The sequence below is a fragment of the Streptomyces sp. NPDC023541 genome (assembly GCF_055559995.1).
In genome coordinates this window covers 318,938-340,779 of the sequence record NZ_JBVHJO010000003.1, presented here as the reverse complement: position 1 = coordinate 340,779, position 21,842 = coordinate 318,938, and the positions used below count along the sequence as shown (strand labels likewise).

Below are 21,842 nucleotides of genomic sequence, written 5' to 3'. Positions count from 1 at the left end.
GCCCCCGTACAGACGTGATCCACCCTGTACGGGGGCACCGGACTCAGCCCGCGGCCCGGCGGGCCAGCGCGCCGTTGGAGCGGGTGACCAGCGCCGCCAGCAGGGCCGCGCCCAGCGGGACCACCACGAGCAGCTGGGCGAGGGTCTCCCACGGCACGGCTATCGGGACGTACGGGGCGGCCTCGCCCGCCAGGGAATAGCCTTCGTCGACGGCGCGCCGGGTGAGCGCCTCCAGCGCCCGTCGCTCCGTCAGGCGCAGGCCGATCGCGGGCAGGATTCCGGCCGCCGAGCCCAGGACGACGCCCATCAGGGCGACGACCCCGCACTGGAAGCCGCTCAGCGTCCGCCGCACCCGCGGCGGGGCGCCCACGGCGGCCAGCGTCTTCAGATCGGCCTCGGCATCGGCCTGCGAGAGCCCGGTGGCGATACCGGCCGCGCCGATGGTGACCAGGCCGGCGAAGACGGTCAGGGCGAGCAGGGCCAGGCTGTCGTCGCCCTGGTAGCCCGCTTCGATCCGCAGGGAGGCCTCCACGCCCATGCGGTCGATGTCCCCTGCGACCCTCTGCCGCTGCTCGGAGGACGCCGTCCCGTCGAGGGCGAAGTACGAGCCGACCGGTGCCGTGGTCAGCCCCGTGGCCTGGACCGCCGCGGGCGGCAGGACCAGTTCCAGCCCCCAGCCCTCCGTGCCCTCCGGGGCCAGGTGGACAGGGATGATCTTGTCCACGCCGACCGGTTCCTTGGGCGGACCGACGAAGGAGTCGGCCCCGTCCGGTCCGGACACGATCCGCAGGGTGAGCTTGCCGTCCTTGACCTGGCGCTTGTCGAAGGCGACGGCACGGCCCTCCTTGAGGGCGGACACGGAGCCCGGGTCGGTGACCGCGAGCACGCTCAGCAGCTTCTCGTCGGCGACGACCGTGGAGTGCTGTGCGCCGCGCCCGGCGTCTTTGCAGCGCCAGTCCTGGCGCAGCCGGCGGGCCTCCTGCGCGCTGAAGGCGTCGGAGCCCTCGGCGCTCTCGTAGAGCGGACACCGCTGGTCCTTGGGCGTGATGATCTCGGTGCGACCGCAGGCCGGGTCCTGGGAGAACGTCGCGCAGCCCGGCTTGCCGACGACCAGCCGTTCCACGTCCGCGCGCCGGGCCACCGGGAGCTGCTTGGTGAGGGACTCGCGCAGGGCGGGGACCTCCTTGTAGGCGCCGTTCTCGGTGGTCAGCAGCCGGCCGGTGCCGTGCGGCAGATCGGCGACGTACTCGTGCCGGCTCTGGATGTCGCTGCTGTGCTGGTAGGTGGCCACCGCCACGGTGCCGGCGACGGCGGCCAGGACCGCGGCCACGGCGGGCGCCGTACGGCCCCGGTTGCGCACGGCGTCGCGCAGCGCGAGGCGCGGGGACAGCGGCAGCCAGCGTCCGAGCCGCCCGAAGAGGCCGACCAGGACCGGGGTGAGGGCGACGATCCCGAGTTCGGCGAGGGCGCTGCCGCCCGCCACGACGGTGGAGCCCAGGTCCGACGTGCTGCCGTACAGGGCGATCCCGGCGCCGGCGGCGACGGCGACCAGGCCGATGACCGGCAGCACCCGGTTGGAGCGGCGCACACCGCGGCGGCCGGTCAGCGAGGCCAGCACCGTCTGCCGGGAGGCGGTGACCGCGGGGACGATCGCGGACAGCAGTCCGGTCACCACGGCGAGCAGGGCGATGCCGGCCAGTTCCAGCGGGCGGAAGTCGAGGTCGCCGAAGCGGTTGCCGAGCTGCTCCTCCAGCACCGGCTGGAGCGCGACGGTCAGGGCGATGCCGATCGCGGTGCCGCAGACGGCGGCCGCGGCGCCGATGACCAGGCCGCCGGAGAGCACGATGGACCGGATGTGGCGGCGGTCGCCGCCGTTGGCGCCGACCAGGCCGAGCTGGCGGCGCGAGCGGCGTGCGCCGACCGCGAAGGCCGGACCGGCGAGCAGGCAGATCTCCAGCATGGCGAGGCCCACGACCGTGGCCAGGATGGCCATTTCGGTTGCTCCGCCGGCGCTGCGCTCGAACTGCTCCTTCGGCTGCTGCCGGTAGAGCGGGACGTCGGCGTCGGCGGGCGGACGGTTGGCGACGGCACGGGAGACGACGAGCAGGGACTTGGCGTTGGCCGCCTGGACCATGTTCCACGTGAAACCATCGCCGCCCACCTTGATCAGGTAGGAGTCCTCCGGGTGCACCCCGGTGCCTCCCGAGGCCTGGAGCGCCTTGTCGAGGGGGTCGATCAGGCTCCCGGGCGGGGCGGTGATCTGGTCCTTCTTCAGGTCGTTCGGCAGCTCGTACGCGCCGACGATCCTGTAGGCGGAGGTGGCGCCGCGCGGGGTGACCGAGGAGCCGACGAACAGGCCGGAGTTCTCCAGGAAGGCGTTGGTCGCGACGACCTCGCCCGCCCGCTCGGGCAGCCGGCCGCGGTCGAGCGTGAACAGGCCCTCCGCCAGCGGGTCGTGCAGGTCGATCTCGCGCAGATCGGCTTCGAGCAGCCCGTGCTTCGTGCGGATCTTGCCGAAGCCGGCGGAGTCCTTCAGGAGCCGGCTCCCGGGCGGGAGCGCGGCGGCCACCTGGGCCGGGGACTCCTCCTCCGGTCTGGACGGCAGGTGGGCGCCGTCGTAGCCGCCGACGGGCACGTAGTGCGATCCGTCGGGCACCTGGTAGACGGGCTTGCCCGCGTGCGAGGTGCTGACCCGGGCGTCGGCGGCGCCGACCACACGGCTCACGGCCTGGTCGGGGGAGAGTTCGGCGCTGCGCAGGGTGAGGTCGGCGGCGCTCACGCCGACGATCGGCAGGGCGATCATCGCGAGGACCAGGGAGCTGCGGCCCTTGGCGCGCCAGGCGTCGCGGCGCGCGATGCGCAGGGCCGCGACCCAGGAGTGGTACCAGCCTTGGAGCGAGGAGGTCACTGGCCGCCCGCCTGCCCGGAGAGGAGGGAGTCGGCGTGGCTGCGCAGGGTCTCGTCGACCACGCTGCCGTCGCGGAGGAAGACCACGCGGTCGGCCCATGCGGCGAAGCGCGGCTCGTGGGTGACGAGGATCCCGGCCGCGCCCGCGTCGCAGCGGGAACGCAGCAGGCCGAGGACGGACTCGCCGGTCTCGGAGTCGAGGGCGCCCGTGGGTTCGTCGGCGAGGACGAGGCGCCGGTCGCCGACGAGGGCGCGGGCGATGGCGACGCGCTGCTGCTGGCCGCCGGACATCTCGTCGGGGAAGCGGTCGGCGAGGACGCTCAGATTCATCTCCGCCAGCGCCGCGAGGGCCGCGACGCGGGCCTTGCGGGCCGAGGTGCCGTCCAGTTCGAGCGGCAGGGCCACGTTCTCCGCGGCGGTCAGGGCCGGGATCAGGTTGTAGTCCTGGAAGACGTACCCGATGCTGCGGCGGCGCAGCGCGGCCAGCTGCTTGCGGCTCGCGGTGGTGATGTCGGTGCCTTCGACCAGCACCCTGCCGCTGGTGGGGGTGTCGAGGCCGCCCGCGAGGGTCAGCAGCGTGGACTTGCCGGAGCCGGAAGGGCCCATGACGGCGACGAGTTCGCCGGGGTGGACGGCGAGGTCGATCCCGCGCAAGGCGTGCACTTCGGTGGCGCCGCTGCCGTGGGTGCGGACGAGCCGCTCCAACTGCAGTACGGGTTGCCGGGACTGGCGCTGGTCGGACATGAGGGTTCCCCCCTGGAACGGTGGTTCAGGCGCGCCGCGCGCGGGCGCGGCGGGGCCGGTCGGTGGTGGTAGGGGCCGTGGTCTCGGCGGCGGCCTGGGGCGGCTCGGGTGCGGTGGCTCTCCGGTCGGCCGGCAGGGAGAGCCGGACGAGCCGGGCTTCGCAGTGGTCGAGCCAGCGGGCCTCGGCCTCGGTCTGGAAGATCAGCTGTTCCAGGACGAGCAGCCAGGCGACGTCGTCGCGTTCGCGGGACTGCCCGCTCTCGACCGCCGCGAGCGCGGTGGCCTTGAGCCGGGTGTAGTCCTGCATCGCGCGGATCGTGGCGTGCCGCTGGGACTGGATGACGGCGCGGATGTCCACGCCCGGGGCGCCCACGGCCATGGCGAGCTTGATGGACAGCTCGTCGCGGGGCGGGTTGGCCCGGTCGACGGGGCGCTCGTACCACTCGCGCAGCTCGGTGCGCCCGGTGTCGGTGATGGCGTACAGCGTGTGCCCCGCGGCGTCCTCGCCGTCGGGTGCGACGAGGCCGTCGCGTTCGAGGCGGGCGAGGGTCGTGTACACCTGCCCGACGTTGAGCGGCCAGGTGGAGCCGGTGCGGGATTCGAACTCGGTGCGCAGCTGGGAGCCGTACCGAGGACCCCGTTCCAGTAGGGCCAGGAGCCCGTGACGGATCGACATACTCGGTATGTATACCGAGTATGTTCACGCAGGGCAACCATCTCGGGGGGTGCCGCGGAGCGGGGAAGGGGCACGGGCGGTGCTACGCGCCCCGGCGCAGCCGTACGCCCAGATAGCCCAGCCCCAGTCCCATCAGGGCGAACCCGGTTCCCAGCGGCAGTATGTGCGCGGCCAGGTCCGCGGCGCGGTCGTTCGGCTCGGTGCCGAGTGCGGTGACCGTGTCACGCACCGTCGGGGCGGCCGCCGTTGGCCGTCCCTGGGCCTGCGGCGGCCGCGGCGGCAGCGGCGTCGGGGGCTGCGCGGGCGGCGGGGGTGGCGGGGGCGGCGGTGCGGGCTCGGTGCGGGGGCGCACGGGCAGCGGCCTGGAGGCGATGAGCAGCTCCGCGTTGGCGGGCTCGCCGGCCGGCCGGCCCGGCCGCTCGCGGCCGACTCCGGCGGCGCTTCCCGCCAGCTCCCCGTGGGGGTGGTCGCCGTCGCCCTCGTCCCTCTCGAAGGCCGCGGTGTGCGCCGCCAGGGCCGCCAGGGCCGACCGTGTCGCCAGGGCCGCCCGTGCCGCCTGGGCCTCACGTACCGCATAGGCCGTCCGTGCCGCCCGTGGGTCGGCGCGCTCGGCGGGGGTGCGGTGCGGCTGGGACGGGCTGAGGGGCCCGGCGTACGCGGAGGCGGCGGGCGCCAGGGCGGCGGCCGCCAGTGCGGCGCAGGCCAGCCAGCGCGAAGGACGGAAGCCTTGGATCACGGGGTGCCCCTCCCGTCCCGAGCGGCCGGCGTGCTCGCTGGAGTCAGCGATATGCGCTCAGATTTACATGGTGGGGCAAAACCGGCATCCCGGACGCCCTATCGGGTGTCCGGGATGCCGGTGTGTCGTGAAGTCCGCGCGGGCCGGCTACTCCGGATTGCCGGTGGACACGGTGAGCGTGTACTCCGTGCCCTCCTTGTTGATCTTGTCTCCGGCGGCGGGGGACTGGCTCAGCACCGTGTCCTTGCCGTACACGGCCTCGTCCTTCGGGACGATGTTGTACTTGCCGCCCGACGCCTGGATGCAGGCCTTCACCGAGAGCAGGTTCTTGTACTTGAGGTCCGGCGCCGAGTACTTGCCGGCCTCGCTGTAGTGCTTCGTGGGCTCCGAGCACTTCTTCGGGTCGATCGTGCGCGTGACGTCGGGGCCCTTGAACCCGGCCTTCGCCGACGCGGACGTGGAGGCGCCCGGATCGGCCGTGGTGCCGCCCTTGTCCTTGTCGTCGCCGTTCATCGAGATCGCCGCGATCAGACCGCCGACGGCCAGCAGCGCCACCGCGATCGCGCCCACGACCACCGGCATGTTCCGCTTGCCGTCACCGCCGGAGCCCGACGGGCTCGCCGTGCCCGTCGGGGAGATCGTGTACGGGGGCGGGGTCTGCGGCGCGTACTGCGCCTGCGGCGGGGGCGTGTGCGGGTAGGCGTAGCCGCCCTGCGCGTGCGGCTGCGGGGCGGGCGTCGGCGCGTACGGGGCCGGCGTCGGGGTGTGCGGCGCCTGGTAGGGCTGCTGCACCGACTGCGGCGGTGCCTGGAAGCCGGAGTCCACCGGCGGGAACACGGCCGAGGACACGCCCGCGCCGCTGCTCAGGGGCCCGTTGCCCTGCACGATGACCGGCGCCCCGGTCTGCCCGGAGCCCAGCACCCGCGCGACCTCGTCGCCCATGGCCGCGGCCGTCGGGAAACGCTCGTTCGGGTTCTTCTTCAGCGCACGGGCCACCAGCGCGTCCATCGCCGGGGTCACCGACCGGTTGATGGAGGACGGGGCGACCGGCTCCTCCTGCACGTGGGCGTACGCGATGGCCAGCGGCGAGTCCGCGTCGAAGGGGATCCGCCCCGTCAGCAGCTGGAACAGCATGATGCCGACCGAGTACAGGTCGGACCGGGCGTCGACGCCGCGCCCCAGGGCCTGTTCGGGCGAGAGGTACTGCGGGGTGCCGACGACCATGCCGGTCTGCGTCATCGAGGTGACCCCCGACTGCATGGCGCGGGCGATGCCGAAGTCCATCACCTTGACCACGCCGCGCTTGTTGACCATCACGTTGCCGGGCTTGATGTCGCGGTGGACGAGCCCCATCTCGTGGCTGGTCTCCAGGGCGGCCAGCACGTCGGCCGTCACCTTCAGCGCCTTGTCCGCCGGCATGGCCCCGTACTGCCGGATGTCCGCTTCGAGCACCGAGCCGAGCGGCTTGCCCTCCACGTACTCCATGACGATGTACGGCATCACCGCGCCGTCGCCGGAGCGGCCGCCGCCGAACGTCACTTCGCCTTCACCGGTGTCGAAGACCGAGACGATGTTCGTGTGCGACAGTTTCGCTACAGCCTGGGCCTCGCGGCGGAACCGCTCGCGGAAGGACTGCTCCCGGCCGAGGTCGCTGTGCAGGGTCTTGATGGCGACCTGCCGGTCGAGCGCCGAGTCGTACGCCAGGTACACGGAGGCCATGCCGCCGGCCCCCAGCAAGTCCCTTAGCTGGTAACGGCCACCGGCCAGAGAGCCGCCCGCGTACTGGCCCTGAGTGCCGTCCTGGCTCATGACTGTTGCTTCCCCTCGGCGTGTGTCCCCGCGCCCCTGGCATGGCGCACGTGGCGCCCAGTCTGCCCCAGGGCAAGCACACGTCAAGCCAGGTGCCCGTTCCGTGACCACACCTGCACAGGGTGGCCTTGTCCGAACGGTGACCGGTTCGGAGGCTGTAGCGTTCACCGGAGCACCAATAAAGAGGACTACCGCTGAGCGGCGGCCGAGAGATACGACGGCGAGGACTGATGGCACCCGAACCCGAGGGAAACGGCGCCGGGATGACCGATGGTCCTGAGCACTGGGGCGACGGTGGCGTGGTGGGCGACGGCCGTTACCGGCTGACGCACCGGCTGGGCCGCGGCGGCATGGCGGAGGTGTTCGCGGCCGAGGACGTACGCCTGGGCCGCACCGTCGCCGTGAAGCTGCTGCGCGCCGACCTGGCCGAGGACCCGGTGTCCAAGGCCCGCTTCACCCGCGAGGCCCAGTCCGTCGCCGGGCTCAACCACCACGCCGTCGTCGCCGTGTACGACTCGGGCGAGGACCGGGTCGGCCCGAACACCGTCCCGTACATCGTGATGGAGCTGGTCGAGGGCCGCACCATCCGCGACCTGCTCCTCAGCGCCGAGGCGCCGGGCCCGGAGCAGGCGCTCATCATCGTCTCGGGCGTGCTCGAAGCCCTCGCGTACTCGCACCAGCACGGCATCGTCCACCGCGACATCAAGCCGGCGAACGTCATCATCACCGACGCCGGCGCGGTCAAGGTGATGGACTTCGGCATCGCCCGCGCCCTGCACGGCGGGCAGGCGACGATGACCCAGACCGGCATGGTCATGGGCACCCCGCAGTACCTGTCGCCCGAACAGGCCCTCGGCAAGGCCGTGGACCACCGCTCCGACCTGTACGCGACCGGCTGCCTGCTGTACGAACTCCTCGCGCTGCGACCCCCGTTCACCGGCGAAACCCCGCTCTCCGTGGTCTACCAGCACGTCCAGGACGCGCCCGTACCCCCTTCGCAGCTGCCGGAGGGCCACCACATCCCGCAGGAGCTCGACGGCCTCGTCATGCGCTCCCTCGCCAAGGACCCGGACGACCGGTTCCAGAGCGCCGAGGAGATGCGCGGCCTGGTCCAGTACGCGCTCCAGATGCTGCACGACCAGGGGCCGAACACCGGTACCTGGAACACCGGTCCGGTCACCATGGCGCTGCCGCACGGACGCGGCGGCGCCGCCGCCACCACGGCCATGCCCGTGGGCGGAGGCGGCGGCGGGCACGGGTACGCCTCGAACGCCTCGACCTCGCAGTTCCAGCAGCCGATGGTGCCGCCGCTGAACCCGGACGACGGCACGGCCTTCCCCGGCCGTCCCGGCGGCGGCCAGGGCGGTCACAGCGGCGGATACGAGGTCTACGACGGCGGCGGCAACGGCAGCCGCTGGAAGATGTGGCTGTTCGCGGTGCTCGCGATCGTGGCGATCGCGGGCGGCGTGGCCTACGCCGTCAACAACTTCGGCGGCGGCAAGGGCGGCCAGAAGCAGGACCCGGGGACCAGCCAGACCACGCCCAGCGCGAAGCCGAGCGCTTCCGACTCGCCGGACCCCACGCAGTCGCGTCAGACGACGGACAACACGCCGTCGAACAACGACACCCCGCCTCCGGCGACCCGCACCCGGACGCAGACCGCCAGCCAGTCGCCCACGGCGTCGGTGTCGCAGTCGCCGACCGCGACGGCGACGAAGAGCGCCACGGCGACGGCGACCGCCACGGCGACCAAGACCGCCCCGGTCACCACGCCGCCGACCAAATCCCAGCCGCCGCCGGGACCCGAGAGCGCGGAGTGAGCACGGGACGGGCCCGGCGGAATCAATTCCGCCGGGCCCGCTCCCGTACGACGCCCGGTCAGCCGGCGGCTTGGTACAGCCGGTCGGGATTGCCGTTCCCGGCGGGCGAGTGCACGGTGATGAACCGCAGTTCGAACCGTATGCGGACCGGGTCGAACACATCGCCGTCCACGAAATGCGGACCCGGACCGAAGAGTTCCAGTCTTCCGCGGTCGGCTCGACGACCTGCGCCGTTCCGGTGAACCGCACCGACCGGAGCCGAGGGTCCGGGGAATAGGAATTGTGGGCCCCGTACGAACCACGCCTGGGTTGCACACCTGGCGCCCCTCCCGTTACCAACACCCCCGCCCGTGGAGCCGGATCGCGGCCGGACCGGGTGCTACCGCCTCTCCGCCTGCAGCCGGGCCACGTAGGCGGCGGCCTGGGAGCGGCGCTCCATGCCCAGCTTGGACAGCAGGCTGGAGACGTAGTTCTTGATCGTCTTCTCGGCCAGGTGCAGGCGCTCGCCGATGACGCGGTTGGTCAGGCCCTCGCCGATCAGGTCGAGGATCTTCCGCTCCTGCTCGGTGAGGTTGGCGAGGCGGTCGTCGCCCTTGCCGCCCTTGCCGTCGCGCAGCCGCTCCAGTACGCGTGCGGTGGCGACCGGGTCCAGCAGCGACTTGCCGGCGGCGACGTCACGCACGGCGCTGAGCAGCTCGTTCCCGCGGATCGCCTTGAGCACGTAGCCCGAGGCGCCGGCCATGATCGCGTCGAAGAGGGCCTCGTCGTCGGCGAACGAGGTCAGCATCAGGCACTTGACGTCCTCGCTCCGGGAGCGCACCTCGCGGCACACCTCCACACCGCTGCCGTCCGGCAGGCGGACGTCGAGGACGGCCACGTCGGGGCGGGTGGCGGGGATGCGGACCATGGCGTCGGCGGCCGTACCGGCCTCGCCGACGATCTCGATGTCCGCTTCGACCGACAGCAGCTCGTGGACGCCGCGACGGACCACTTCGTGGTCGTCCAGGAGGAATACCTTGATTTTTCCGTCTTCGCGCACGAAGTCAGTTTCACACACTCACCCCTTCCCTGCCGGAGTTACCCGGGATAACGTGCCGTTGTTCCCGGCCCCTGCAAGGCTGTGACCAGTGGTTGTTCCCGTCGCTGCGCATTTACTTGGAAATCCAAGCAAAAACGCAGGTCAGCGGGGTTTCGCAGTTATGCGGCGCACTGGGTAACGTGCATTGCGCAGGGCACTCGCCGGGACGCCTGTCACGCCTGAATCCCGTACGCGACGCGCACCCACCCCGTGCGCTCGTTACGGATGCAGGTGAGCCGCACTGGACCCCGGAGAACCCGGGTGCCGGACCGACGGAGGAGCACAAGTGACCGTGGAGAGCACTGCCGCGCGCAAGCCGCGACGCAGCAGCGGCACCAAGCGGGCGGCAGGTGCGGCAAGCGCCGCCAAGCCCGCCGCTGCCACCGCGCAGACGCAGGACGCTGAACCTCAGCTCGTACAGCTGCTGACGCCCCAAGGGGACCGGGTCGACCACGCTGAGAACGCGGAGTTCGCATCCTTCGTCGCAGACATCACCACCGAGGACCTGCGCGGCCTGTACCGCGACATGGTCATGACCCGCCGCTTCGACGGTGAGGCGACCGCCCTGCAGCGCCAGGGCGAGCTGGGCCTGTGGGCCTCGCTGCTGGGCCAGGAGGCCGCGCAGATCGGCTCCGGCCGGGCGCTGAACGACGCGGACTACGTCTTCCCGACCTACCGCGAGCACGGTGTGGCCTGGTGCCGCGGGGTCGACCCGACCAACCTGCTCGGGATGTTCCGCGGCGTGAACCACGGCGGCTGGGACCCGAACCTCAACAACTTCCACCTCTACACGATCGTCATCGGCTCGCAGACGCTCCACGCGACCGGTTACGCGATGGGCGTGGCCAAGGACGGCGCCGACGCGGCCGTGATCGCCTACTTCGGCGACGGCGCGTCCAGCCAGGGCGACGTGATGGAGGCCTTCAACTTCTCCGCGGTCTACAACTCCCCCGTGGTGTTCTTCTGCCAGAACAACCAGTGGGCGATCTCCGAGCCGACCGAGCGCCAGATGCGCGTGCCGCTCTACCAGCGCGCGCAGGGCTTCGGCTTCCCCGGCGTCCGCGTCGACGGCAACGACGTCCTGGCCTGCCTGGCCGTGACCCGCTGGGCCCTGGACCGGGCGCGCCGCGGCGAGGGCCCGACCCTGGTCGAGGCGTTCACGTACCGCATGGGCGCCCACACCACCTCCGACGATCCGACGAAGTACCGGCGGGACGAGGAGACGGCGGCCTGGGAGTCCAAGGACCCCATCCAGCGCCTGAAGGCCCACCTGCTGGCCACCGGAGGCGCCGACGAGGCGTTCTTCGCCGAGCTGGAGGCCGAGAGCGAGGCGATGGGCAAGCGCGTGCGCGAGGCCGTGCGCGCCATGCCCGACCCGGACACCATGGCGATCTTCGAGAACGTCTACGCGGACGGGCACGCGCTCGTCGACGAGGAGCGCGCCCAGTTCGCCGCCTACCTCGCGTCCTTCGAGTCGGCCGAGGAGGGTCACTGATGGCTGCCCAGAAGATGTCGATCGCGAAGGCGCTCAACGAGTCGCTGCGCAAGGCCCTGGAGCAGGACCCGAAGGTCCTGATCATGGGCGAGGACGTCGGCAAGCTGGGCGGTGTCTTCCGGATCACCGACGGCCTGCAGAAGGACTTCGGCGAGGAGCGGGTCATCGACACCCCGCTCGCCGAGTCGGGCATCGTCGGCACCGCCATCGGCCTGGCCCTGCGCGGCTACCGGCCGGTCGTGGAGATCCAGTTCGACGGCTTCGTCTTCCCGGCGTACGACCAGATCGTCACGCAGCTCGCGAAGATGCACGCGCGGGCCCTGGGCAAGATCAAGCTGCCGGTCGTCGTGCGCATCCCGTACGGCGGCGCGATCGGCGCGGTCGAGCACCACTCGGAGTCCCCCGAGACGCTGTTCGCGCACGTCGCGGGCCTGAAGGTGGTCTCCCCGTCGAACCCGAGCGACGCCTACTGGATGCTCCAGCAGGCGATCCTCAGCGACGACCCGGTGATCTTCTTCGAGCCGAAGCGCCGCTACTGGGACAAGGGCGAGGTCGACACCGAGGCCATCCCGGGCGAGCTGCACAAGTCGCGCGTGGTGCGCGAGGGCTCCGACCTCACCCTGGCCGCCTACGGCCCGATGGTGAAGGTCTGCCTGGAGGCCGCGGCCGCGGCCGCCGAGGAGGGCAAGTCGGTGGAGGTCCTGGACCTGCGCTCGATGTCCCCGGTCGACTTCGACGGGATCCAGGCGTCGGTGGAGCGGACCCGCCGGCTCGTGGTCGTCCACGAGGCGCCGGTCTTCCTCGGCGTGGGCTCGGAGATCGCCGCCCGCATCACGGAGCGGTGCTTCTACCACCTGGAGGCCCCGGTGCTGCGCGTGGGCGGTTTCCACGCCCCCTACCCGCCGGCCCGCCTGGAGGACGAGTACCTGCCGGGCCTGGACCGGGTGCTCGACGCCGTCGACCGCTCGCTGGCGTACTGAGGAGCCACGTTCCATGACCATCCGCGAATTCAAGATGCCCGATGTGGGCGAGGGCCTCACCGAGGCCGAGATCCTCAAGTGGTACGTCCAGCCGGGTGACACGGTCACCGACGGCCAGGTCGTCTGCGAGGTCGAGACGGCCAAGGCCGCCGTCGAGCTGCCGATCCCGTTCGACGGCGTCGTGCACGCGCTCCTGTTCGAGGAGGGCACCACGGTCGACGTCGGCCAGGTGATCATCTCGGTGCAGACCGGTGAAGCCGGCGCCGAGGCCCCGGTCCAGACGGCGGCCGCGCCCGTCGCCGAGGCCCGCCAGCCCGTCCTGGTCGGCTACGGCGTCTCCACCGCCTCCACCAAGCGCCGCCCGCGCAAGGCCACGGCGGCCCCGGCCGCGCAGAACGGCACGGCCGCTCCGGCCGCGCCCGCGGCTCCGGCCGCCCCCGCGGCCCCGGCCGCGCCGGTGCTCCCCGCGGTCCCGGCGCAGCCCATCGGCGAGCGTCCGCTGGCCAAGCCGCCGGTGCGCAAGCTCGCCAAGGACCTGGGCATCGACCTGGCCTCGGTGGTGCCGACCGGTGACGGCGGTGTCGTGACCCGGGAGGACGTCCACGCGGCGGCCGCCGCGGCGATCGCCCCGCAGGCCGGGCCCGCCGCCGCGGCTCCCGTCGCGGCTCCCGTCGCGGCGCAGGCCCAGGCCCAGGCCCAGACCCCGGCCCCGGTGGCCGAGGCCGCGCCGGCCGCCGAGACGTCGGCCCGGGAGACCCGCATCCCGGTCAAGGGCGTCCGCAAGGTGACCGCCCAGGCCATGGTCGGCTCGGCCTTCACCGCGCCGCACGTCACCGAGTTCATCACCCTCGACGTGACCCGCACGATGAAGCTGGTGCAGGAGCTCAAGGACGACCCGGACCTCGCCGGTCTGCGGATCAACCCGCTGCTCCTGATCGCGAAGGCCGTCCTGGTGGCCATCCGCCGCAACCCGGACGTCAACGCGTCCTGGGACGAGGCGGCCCAGGAGATCGTGCTCAAGCACTACGTCAACCTGGGCATCGCGGCGGCCACGCCGCGCGGGCTGATCGTCCCCAACATCAAGGACGCCCACGCCAAGACCCTGGGCGAGCTGTCGGAGTCCCTGTCCTCGCTGGTCGCCACGGCCCGCGACGGCAAGACCTCCCCGGCCGACATGCAGAACGGCACGATCACCATCACCAATGTCGGCGTCTTCGGCGTCGACACCGGTACGCCCATCCTGAACCCCGGCGAGTCCGCGATCCTCGCGGTCGGCGCGATCAAGCTCCAGCCGTGGGTCCACAAGGGCAAGGTCAAGCCGCGCCAGGTCACCACCCTGGCCCTGTCGTTCGACCACCGTCTCATCGACGGCGAGCTCGGCTCCAAGTTCCTCGCCGACATCGCGGCGGTCCTGGAACACCCCCGCCGGCTGATCACCTGGTCGTAGCGGCACGCACCGCGCCCCACCCGATGGCCGGCCCCCCTCCGCGGAGGGCCGGCCATCGGCCGTGGCGCAGCCGTACGAACGTCCGCGGGCCTCTGGAAGGAGCTGTGCGATGAACGACCGGACGGCCGGGGGGTCGGCGGCAGCGGAGACGACCCTCGTACGCGAGGTCTTCGGCCCGCTCGGCGCGCTCGTCGAGTGCGGCGCGGCGCTGGAATCGGTGTCGGTGGGCGCGTTCGTCGCGCGTCACCGCGGCGAGCTGGACCGGGTGCTGGACGTGGTGCGGCGGCTGGGCGGCTTTCATGCCGAGTCGATGGACGTCATGGACGGGCTCGGCTACCTGCGGGAGCACGACGTCCCGCCGGTCACCCTGCTGATGTGGTCGGGATGCATCGAGGAGTACACCCCGGACCTCGGCGCACCGGAAACGGTTCGCCGCATGGCCCGGATGGGTGTCGACCTCCAGCTGGCGCATCTCCTCCAGGCGCTGGTGGGGGTGGCGGCCCTGCGCGGCGACGACGACGTGGAGTCCCCGGCCCGGGAGATCGCGGAGGTGATCGGCGCGGTGTGCGTGTGGGGCGGGGCCGGAGGCGGGCGGTCGCTGCACGAGGTGGTCCTTGTGTGGCGGGTCGCGTTCCTTCCCGGGCTCCTGATGCCCTCGTCGGGCTCGCCGGAGCCCTTCAAGCGGCGCCTGCGGGCGTACGCGCACGCCCTGGAACGGATCGTGGAACAGGGCGAGTGACCGGGCCGCGGGGGAAACCCCTGGTCGGCGTGGTGGACCCCGTGTGATCATCACCGGATGATTTTCCGCGCTGCCACCGCAGACCCCGCAGACCTCGACCGGACCGTCGCCTACCCGGCCGACGGCCCCGTCCCCGCCCTCACCGCCGAGAAGGTCCGTGAGGAGCTCGCCGAGAACCGGATCCGCCCCGAGTGGATCTGGATCGCCGAGGACGAGGAAGGCGAGATCCTGGCCCGTGCGCTGTGGTGGGGCCGCGGCGACAGCGAGCGGCCCATCGCGCTCGACTGCCTGCAGGTACGGGCCTCCGTGGCCGACCCGGCCGCGGTCGCCGCCGGGCTGCTGGAGGCCGGCCACGCCGCCTTCGGCAAGAGGCCCGGCTGCAACGTCTCCCTGCCCCGCGGCTGGCGGGCCGACCCGGAGCTGGCCGCGGCGGTCGCCTGGCGCCAGGAGGCCGCGTACAGGACCGGTCTGACGCGCGAGATCGAGCGGCTGCGCTACGAGTGGACCCCGGCCGCCGGGACGGCCGGGCCCACCGGACGGCTCGTCTTCCGCGACGGCACCGACGAGGAGTTCCTGGACGCCTTCATCCGGCTGTCCGCCGGCAGCCTCGACCTGCACACGCAGACCGAGCTCCAGTCGATGGAGGCGGAACAACTGGCCCGCGAGGACATCGAGTTCTACCTCGACTGCCCCGGCGAGCGCTCCTGGTGGCGGCTCGCCCACCTCCCGGACGGCACCCTCGCGGGCATGGCCATCCCGTCGGCGACCCCGTACCACCGCAACGTCGGCTACCTGGGCGTCGTGCCCGAACAGCGCGGCCAGGGCCTGATCGACGAGATCCTGGGCGAGATCACCCGCTTCCACGCGGGCGAGGGAGCGCAGCGCATCACCGCGACCACGGACACCGTCAACATCCCGATGGCCGCCGCCTTCGACCGGGCCGGCTACGAGGTCACCGAGATCCGGCTGGTGTGGGAGGAACCGTCCGGGGTCTGAGGAACGGCGGGCCGGCTCGTCCGGGAGACCGACTTCGACGGCCGTGTGCTCGACTACGCCTATGACCCGGCGGGCCGGCTCGTCGCCCGCACCGACGCCCTCGGGCAGCGGATCACGTACGAGCGCGACGCCTTGGGGCACACCGTCCGCAAGGACGCGGGCGGCACGGTGACGGGCGCGGATCATCATTGACAAGAGCCTGGACCCGTCCAGGCCGGTGGCCATCATCCGCCAGGACAATATTGATCCATGCGTACCACATCGAGCCGGAGGACCTCTCCAACTACATCACTCCGCGGGACGGCAAGGACACGGCGAAGTGGCGGACCCCGAAGGGGGACGAAGTGAATGAGTAGCCGCAGCGGTACCCCCCGCGATCCGGCACCCGGCTGGCCCGGCTACCGCGCCGAGCCCTCCTACGACCCCGGCCGGAGCCGGGTCTTCCCGGCCCCGCTGCCGGCGGAGCTGCGGGCGCTCGGCAACGACGTCCGGGCGGCCGACTGGCCGGTGCGGCTCGCCTTCCGCAGCTCCCGGACCACGCTGCTCGACACGCTCTGCCGCTGGCAGACCCTGCGCGCGCTGGCGTACGTGCACCTGCTGGCCGCCCGCACGGGGAACGAGCGGCTGCCGGCCGACCTGAGGGTGGTTCCCGACCCGGAGGCGGCGGGCGATCCGGGCCTGCCCGCGCTGCTGGCGAGGCTGGAGCGGGCCGCCGCCGGCCTTCCGGCGGACCTGCTGGACGCGGTCGTCTGCGACAGCGGCGGGCTGCTCGCCGACAATCGGTTCGCGGCATCGGTACTGGCCGCCGGGCTCACCGCCGATTCCCGGCCGGGGGACCCGGACGAGGCGGTCTCCCGCGCGGTGGTGCTCACCAGCTACTGGTACGAGGTCCCCGGGCTGCGCGGCGCGCTGGCCCTGACGTGGAGCGCGAACCTGTTCGTCCGCTCCTGGCTGGGGTGGTCCCAGCGGTTCGTGTACGGCGACCCGGCGGGAGGCATCGGCATCACCTCCGACCCCCGCCCGCCCCGCCTGGCGGCGTCCGCTCTCCCGAAGTGGGCGGCGCCCCTGCTGGACCGCATCGAGCAGGGCCCGGGGGCAGCCTCCTGTCCCGGGCCGGCTCCGTCGTGAACGACAAGCCTTACGCGCCGTACTGCGACGAGGTGCCCGAGCCGGGCGTCCTGCTGCCCTCCTCCGGCTCCCCGCAAGGGATCCGGCGCGGATTCCGGGCCTGCGCGCACGCCCTGGAAGGGCAGGGGCCCCCCGGCCGGTAATCTCCCGCCCGGGGAAGGGGGTCGGGTGTCCATCGCCGAATTGCAGGTGTACTCCGTCGAGGAGGCCGACGTCACGGGCGGCGTGTGCGTGGTCCGCTGCGTCGGCGGGGTGGCCCGGGCCGGGCAGGTCTACGCCGTCGGCGAGTCGCGGATTGGCCTGCGCCACATCGAGCGGTACGGGCGGCCCGTCGGCTCCCTCGGCGCCGGACACAGTGCGAAGGCCCACTTCAGGGGGGCCATGGTCGCGCTGCTCTCCCGCGGGCAGGTGCTGACCTCGGTGCCGCCCGACGGGCACTCGCTGGAGGACCTGGAGGCCTGGCTGGCCACCGACCCGCCCTTGCGTGACGAGCCCCACCCGCGGACGCTGCGCGTCCTGGCCGGCGTGCGGATGCGCGACGACCGCCTTCCGGACGGGGTCCGGCTGCGCTGGGGCCGGGTGGCACTGGCCGCCACCCACCGCTGCGCGGCGGCCGAGCGCACGCCCGAACTGGCCGGTGCGCCCGAACTTGCCTGTGTACGCGCTTACTTGATCGAGCAGTTCGGCCCGGACCGCGGCGGGGACCCGGCGGCCCTGTGCCGGGAACTGCTCGCGCTGATCGATCTGACCCCGGCCCAGGCGGCGGCCCAGAGCCGCGTCTGGCGCGACCTCCCCCACCACCGCATCCGCCACCTGCGCCGCATCAAATCCCTGATCCCCTGGCTGACGGCGCTGCGACCCCACCTGGCTGACGGCGATCCACCGGCGACGTCGGTCGACGCGTGGGCGCAGGTCAGACCCCTGCTGCCGTGAGGGCACCGGCCGGTGGTGCCAGGTGCACCGCGACGGCGACGGCGCCGGCCGGGATGCAGTGCCCGCCCTCGGCCTCGGCGGTACGCGTCCTGCCGACGGCGCCCGCGCCGACCTCGGTGCGGGTGTCGCCGAGCGCGTCACACCACCGGCCCGGGGACCGGGAGCCCCGGCCCCCGCACGCGGCGGGACAGAGGCTCCGGGTGTTCGCGGCGGGTCAGCCCTGGCGCGCGGCGTTGCCGAGGACCTTGGTCGGGGTGATGCGGACGACCACGCGGACGTCCTCCGCCGGGGCGTCGCGGTACTCCTTGCCGGCGCCCGGTCCGAGGTACTCCTCGGCGATGCGGACGGCCACCGCGCGGCCGACGTCCTCGGTGACGGTGGCCGTGCCGCGGATCTCGGCGTAGAGGAAGGGGTTGGCCAGGTCGAAGACGGTGACGCCGACCCGCCCGTCCCGGAGGATGTTGCGCTCCTTGCGGCGTCCCCGCTCGGTGGAGATCAGCAGGTCGCCCCCGTCGCGGCTCACCCAGATCACGGAACTCTGCGGACTGCCGTCGGGGTTGATGGTCGACAGGACGGCGGGGTGCGGGGAGTCGAGCAGCCCGCGCACGGTCTCATTCAGCTCAACAGTCATGGCGGCGAGGCTAGTCGGGGCGCCGGCGGAGCGCCGCCGGTTTCCGGACCCCCTGCGGTGACTCACCGAAGTCGGTCAGTTCCACGGGATGTTGAGCCACGGGCTGGCCGGGTCTGTGGTCAGTGCGACGTGGGCGGCGAGGGCCGTCGTGTACCAGGTGCCGAACTCCTCCTCGTCGAAGTGGAGGCACCGGCCGAGGACGTACCCGGCGGAGAACTCCTCCCACGAGCGGTACGTCTGGCGGGCCGACTCTCCGGCGCGCAGTACGGCCTTCTCCGCCTCGTGCAGGGTGCCGTAGCGGCAGCCGATGCCCCAGCGGGCCATCTGGGAGGCGCGGCCGAGGTCCCAGGCCTCGACGGAGCGGACCCAGCCGTCCTCGGGGAGCAGCCCGTCGGCCCGGAAGCGCTGTTCGTAGCGGGCTATGCGGCCTATGAGGCGCTTGACGCCGGCTATCTCCCCCTCCACCTCGGCGGCAGGGCGCGGCCGGGCGACGGTGACCCCCTCGGGCGTGAGCTGCGGCTCGGCGGCCCGTTCGGCGTTGCGGCGCATGCTCGCCTCGGCGGCGTGCCGCCAGTGCTCCACGTCCACGGGCCCCGCGAAGTCGGAGGCGAGGACGCGGCGGACGCGCAGCGCGAACTCCCACACCGGGCTGACCACCGAGGTGTTCAGGAGCTCTTCGAGGGTGGCGAGCCAGTCGGCCCGGTCGGTGATGCCCCAGCTCTTCGCGACGCGGCGGCGCTCGTGCCGGTATCCGCTGCCGTGGTAGGCCAGGGCGTTCCAGAACTCGCCGTTGGTGACGGCGAGATGGCTGCCGACGGCGAGGCCGTGCGCGATGTCCCCGTGCAGGGGCCCGCCGGTGAAGAGGGCGTGGACCTTGCCCTCGGGCAGGCCGTAGCAGGGCGCGGCGTCGGCGTGCGCCCGCCAACGGGCCAGGTCGGCGGGGGTGGTGGTGAGGTACGCCTCGGCGGGTGAGCCCGGGTTCACGGCGAGGAAGGCGGGGTCGTCGGCGGCCCACACCTTGGAGAACCAGCCCAGACTCCGGGCCTCGAAGACGGTCTCGGGAGTGGGCGCGGGCAGCATGCCGGCGGTGCGGACGACGAGCATGCGGTCCGGGGTGGGGTGGAAGAAGACCGAGTCGGGGTGCGCGTCGGCCTGCACGCGGGGCTGCACGAGGTAGAGCTGGGCGCGTGCGAGCACGTCGAAGTACGCGGCCCAGTCGCCCGCCGCCTTGGCCTCGTACAGCTCTCTCTCGATGACGCTCGGCGCGATCCAGGTGCCCATACGGGGACCTTATACGGACCCCTTCCGGGCCGAGCCGGCCCGTTCCGCCTTCCCGCGGGCAATGTCGGCCGGGCAGGTGGGAGCTGGCTCAAGGGGGTTGCGGCATGGGGCCGTTCGGCTTCACGGCGTCCGGCAGCGGTGCGGTCGTCACCCTGTACTGGCGGCCGGGACGCGACTTGTGCATCAAGCTCCGTACGCAGCTGCGGGCGGCCCGGATCCCTTACCGGAAGGTCGACATCCGGCGGGACCCCGACGCGGCGGCCTTCGTCCGCGGGGTGGCCGACGGCAACGAGACCGTCCCGACGGTGGTGGTCGCCGGCCACCCGCCCATGGTGAACCCGTCGTTGACCCGGGTCCGACGAGCACTCGGCGCCGGGTGACCTGGCCCCGTACGCCGGGCGCGACCTCAGATCGACCGGGCCCGTCGGCACGCCCCCCGCGTGCCACCGCGCGACCGTGCGGACCCCCTTGACGGTCCCCGGCGGGGGAGGGACGCTCCCCGGTCTCGGATCCGAACGGTTGCAGCTGGGGGGCCGCCATGCCGCAGGAGTCTGTTCAATCGGTGGGGGAGCTGCGCGCGCAGCTGAGCGCGCGAGGGGCGCGGTGGTCGGTGCTGGAGCACCTGGCCGACGAGGAGCCGGTGCCGCGGCCCTCGCTCGGTCTGGAGCCCGGTGCGAACCTGACAACCGCCGCGGAGGCGGGCACGATCGATCTGCGGGGCCTCATCGGGCACGCGAGCGGCAATCCGCACCTGACCCGGCGCCGCGCCGCCCACGGGCTGCTCGCCGGGGCGGGGGAGCCGGTCCTCGGAGCCCGGCCCGCCGCCGTGGACTGGCGCGACCGCTGGGGCTGGCCCTGGATCACCAAGGTGAAGGACCAGAACCCGTGCGGTTCCTGCTGGGCCTTCGGCGCCGCCGGCCTGGTGGAGTCCATGGCCCGCATCGAGCACGACGTATGGGCGGAGCGCTCCGAGGGCGACGTCCACGACGGTCTGCGCTTCAGCTGCGGGCAGGGCAGCAACCCGGAGACCGCCCTCGACTGGATCACGGAGAACGGCGGCCTCGCCGACCCGGACTGCTGGCCGTACAGCATCCCTCCGGCCGGGCTCCCGGCCGCCCGCCGCGACGCCTGGCGCGCCGAGTACACGCCGAGCTGGGACCGGTCCGGCCGTACCGTGCGGGTCACCGACTACGTCCGGCTCGGCGATGTCGAGCAGCAGAAGGTGTGGCTGGACACGGTCGGCCCGCTGACCGCCTGCTTCGACGTCTACGACGACTTCTTCGGTCTCGGCTCCGGGGTCTACCACCGCACCAGCGACCGCCTCGCGGGCGGCCACTGCGTGCTGGTCGTCGGCTACGACGACGCGGCGGGCTGCTGGCTGTTCAAGAACTCCTGGGGCACGGGCTACCACGTCGGCGGCTACGGCCGGATCGCCTACGGCGAGGTCAGGATCGACCACTGGGCCAAGTGCGGGCTGCGCGGCACCAACCCGGACCCGTGGACCAAGCGCCGCCTGCACACCGGCAACGTCTACGAGAGCGGCAACGGCCGCGCCCACCGCAACTTCGAACTCCTCGCCACCACCACGGGCGCCCGGCTCCAGCACTGGTGGCGCGAGGGCGACGCGCCCTTCGCCTGGGCCCGCGCGGGCGTGTTCGCCAACGACGCCTCCGGTCAGCCCGCCTTCACCGGGACCACCTACAACCGCAACATGGAGTCCCTGCACGTGACCACGGGCGGCCGGCTGCGCCACTGGTACTACGAGCAGTCCGCCGGCGTGTGGCGCGACGGGGGCGTCTTCGGCCCGGGGGACGCGGCCGTCGGCTCCACCCCGGCGTTCATCCAGAGCGACTACGGCAAGCCCGGCAACTTCGAGGTGGTCGTCCGTACATCCGACGGCCGGCTCAACCACTGGTGGCGGATCAACGGCGCACCTTGGACCTGGAACGACGGCGGCCGCTTCGCCTCCGGCATCGCCCACTACGGCCCCGCCCTCGTCCAGACCCGCTCGCGCCACCTCGACCTGGTCGCCGCCCGCACCGACGGCCTCATGCAGCTGTGGTGGCGCGACGACCCCGACGGCTTCGCCTGGCGCGCCGGGGAGGTCTTCGGCAGCGGCACGCCCGCCACCTCCGCGCCCTGCCTGATCGAGGGCCAGTACGGGGCCGCCGACGAGGACACCGCCGGGAACTACGAGCTGTGCGTGGCGGTGGCCGGCGGCCGGGTCGAGCACTGGTGGCGCGGCAACGCGGGTGGCTCGCCCTGGTGGTGCGGTGCCGTCTTCGGCCACGACGTCGCCTCGGTCACCGGGATGCTCCAGGGCAGCTTCGGGTTCAACCTGGAAGTCGTCGTCCTGCGCACCGACCGCCGCCTGCAGCACTACTGGCGCGACGGCGCGGGCTGGCACGAAGGGCCGGTGATCGGCCCCGTCTGAGAGGACCG

The 21,842-nt window shown here is 72.9% G+C and carries 20 protein-coding genes; 12 read left to right on the top strand and 8 right to left on the bottom strand.

Going from position 1 to position 21,842, the window contains the following annotated elements:
- Positions 1–43: 43 nt before the first annotated feature.
- The 5 genes from ACZ3X1_RS09095 to ACZ3X1_RS09075 form a co-directional block, all read right to left on the bottom strand.
- Positions 44–2,803 carry an ABC transporter permease gene (locus ACZ3X1_RS09095; protein WP_467278564.1) on the bottom strand — a complete coding sequence of 920 codons (2,760 nt, stop codon included), beginning with the start codon at positions 2,801–2,803 and terminating at the stop codon, positions 44–46.
- Between the two features lie 101 nt (positions 2,804–2,904).
- Positions 2,905–3,651, bottom strand: coding sequence for an ABC transporter ATP-binding protein (locus tag ACZ3X1_RS09090; protein WP_362634500.1), 747 nt, complete (start codon positions 3,649–3,651; stop codon positions 2,905–2,907).
- Positions 3,652–3,676: 25 nt separating this feature from the next.
- Positions 3,677–4,327, bottom strand: a complete 651-nt coding sequence (locus ACZ3X1_RS09085) for a PadR family transcriptional regulator (RefSeq protein ID WP_467278104.1) — start codon at positions 4,325–4,327, stop codon at positions 3,677–3,679.
- A gap of 82 nt (positions 4,328–4,409) precedes the next feature.
- Complete coding sequence (locus ACZ3X1_RS09080; protein WP_467278101.1) at positions 4,410–5,063, bottom strand: hypothetical protein; 654 nt, start codon at positions 5,061–5,063, stop codon at positions 4,410–4,412.
- A 147-nt stretch (positions 5,064–5,210) separates the two neighbouring features.
- Positions 5,211–6,872 (bottom strand): protein kinase domain-containing protein, encoded by a 1,662-nt coding sequence (locus tag ACZ3X1_RS09075; RefSeq protein ID WP_467278099.1) that lies wholly within the window; start codon positions 6,870–6,872, stop codon positions 5,211–5,213.
- 230 nt (positions 6,873–7,102) lie between these two features.
- Here ACZ3X1_RS09075 and ACZ3X1_RS09070 point away from each other — a divergent pair, with 230 nt between their 5' ends.
- Positions 7,103–8,692 carry a protein kinase domain-containing protein gene (locus ACZ3X1_RS09070; RefSeq protein WP_467278096.1) on the top strand — a complete coding sequence of 530 codons (1,590 nt, stop codon included), beginning with the start codon at positions 7,103–7,105 and terminating at the stop codon, positions 8,690–8,692.
- 379 nt (positions 8,693–9,071) lie between these two features.
- On the opposite strand, the gene ACZ3X1_RS09065 is transcribed toward ACZ3X1_RS09070, so the two are convergent.
- Positions 9,072–9,731 (bottom strand): response regulator, encoded by a 660-nt coding sequence (locus ACZ3X1_RS09065; RefSeq protein ID WP_467278093.1) that lies wholly within the window; start codon positions 9,729–9,731, stop codon positions 9,072–9,074.
- A 325-nt stretch (positions 9,732–10,056) separates the two neighbouring features.
- Here ACZ3X1_RS09065 and pdhA point away from each other — a divergent pair, with 325 nt between their 5' ends.
- The 9 genes from pdhA (at position 10,057) to ACZ3X1_RS09020 (ending at position 17,488) form a co-directional block, all read left to right on the top strand.
- On the top strand, positions 10,057–11,265 hold the full coding sequence (gene pdhA, locus ACZ3X1_RS09060) for a pyruvate dehydrogenase (acetyl-transferring) E1 component subunit alpha (protein WP_356813603.1): 1,209 nt from the start codon (positions 10,057–10,059) through the stop codon (positions 11,263–11,265).
- A complete protein-coding gene (locus ACZ3X1_RS09055) occupies positions 11,265–12,245 on the top strand; it encodes an alpha-ketoacid dehydrogenase subunit beta (RefSeq protein ID WP_356813602.1) in 981 nt (326 codons plus the stop codon). The genes pdhA and ACZ3X1_RS09055 overlap by 1 nt, the downstream gene beginning before the upstream one ends.
- A gap of 13 nt (positions 12,246–12,258) precedes the next feature.
- Positions 12,259–13,692 carry a dihydrolipoamide acetyltransferase family protein gene (locus ACZ3X1_RS09050; protein WP_467278088.1) on the top strand — a complete coding sequence of 478 codons (1,434 nt, stop codon included), beginning with the start codon at positions 12,259–12,261 and terminating at the stop codon, positions 13,690–13,692.
- Positions 13,693–13,801: 109 nt separating this feature from the next.
- Positions 13,802–14,431: a hypothetical protein gene (locus tag ACZ3X1_RS09045; protein ID WP_467278086.1), complete on the top strand. Its 630-nt coding sequence runs from the start codon at positions 13,802–13,804 to the stop codon at positions 14,429–14,431.
- Positions 14,432–14,488: 57 nt separating this feature from the next.
- A complete protein-coding gene (locus ACZ3X1_RS09040; protein WP_467278083.1) occupies positions 14,489–15,427 on the top strand; it encodes a GNAT family N-acetyltransferase in 939 nt (312 codons plus the stop codon).
- Positions 15,428–15,472: 45 nt separating this feature from the next.
- Positions 15,473–15,619 carry an RHS repeat domain-containing protein gene (locus ACZ3X1_RS09035; RefSeq protein WP_436840808.1) on the top strand — a complete coding sequence of 49 codons (147 nt, stop codon included), beginning with the start codon at positions 15,473–15,475 and terminating at the stop codon, positions 15,617–15,619.
- A 156-nt stretch (positions 15,620–15,775) separates the two neighbouring features.
- Positions 15,776–16,555 (top strand): hypothetical protein, encoded by a 780-nt coding sequence (locus ACZ3X1_RS09030; protein WP_467278079.1) that lies wholly within the window; start codon positions 15,776–15,778, stop codon positions 16,553–16,555.
- Entirely contained in the window at positions 16,552–16,698 is a 147-nt protein-coding gene (locus ACZ3X1_RS09025; protein ID WP_467278077.1) for a hypothetical protein, read from the top strand. The genes ACZ3X1_RS09030 and ACZ3X1_RS09025 overlap by 4 nt, the downstream gene beginning before the upstream one ends.
- Positions 16,699–16,723: 25 nt before the next feature.
- Positions 16,724–17,488: a hypothetical protein gene (locus tag ACZ3X1_RS09020; protein WP_467278075.1), complete on the top strand. Its 765-nt coding sequence runs from the start codon at positions 16,724–16,726 to the stop codon at positions 17,486–17,488.
- 214 nt (positions 17,489–17,702) lie between these two features.
- On the opposite strand, the gene ACZ3X1_RS09015 is transcribed toward ACZ3X1_RS09020, so the two are convergent.
- Together ACZ3X1_RS09015 and ACZ3X1_RS09010 are read right to left on the bottom strand one after the other, a co-directional pair.
- Positions 17,703–18,119 (bottom strand): PPOX class F420-dependent oxidoreductase, encoded by a 417-nt coding sequence (locus ACZ3X1_RS09015; RefSeq protein ID WP_467278072.1) that lies wholly within the window; start codon positions 18,117–18,119, stop codon positions 17,703–17,705.
- Between the two features lie 75 nt (positions 18,120–18,194).
- Positions 18,195–19,400: a DUF1266 domain-containing protein gene (locus tag ACZ3X1_RS09010; RefSeq protein ID WP_467278070.1), complete on the bottom strand. Its 1,206-nt coding sequence runs from the start codon at positions 19,398–19,400 to the stop codon at positions 18,195–18,197.
- Positions 19,401–19,504: 104 nt separating this feature from the next.
- Between ACZ3X1_RS09010 and ACZ3X1_RS09005 the strand changes: the two genes are divergently transcribed.
- The gene (locus ACZ3X1_RS09005) at positions 19,505–19,780 is read left to right on the top strand and encodes a glutaredoxin domain-containing protein (RefSeq protein ID WP_467278068.1); all 276 of its coding nucleotides are present in this window, start codon (positions 19,505–19,507) and stop codon (positions 19,778–19,780) included.
- 182 nt (positions 19,781–19,962) lie between these two features.
- Complete coding sequence (locus ACZ3X1_RS09000; RefSeq protein WP_467278066.1) at positions 19,963–21,834, top strand: C1 family peptidase; 1,872 nt, start codon at positions 19,963–19,965, stop codon at positions 21,832–21,834.
- Positions 21,835–21,842: the final 8 nt, after the last annotated feature.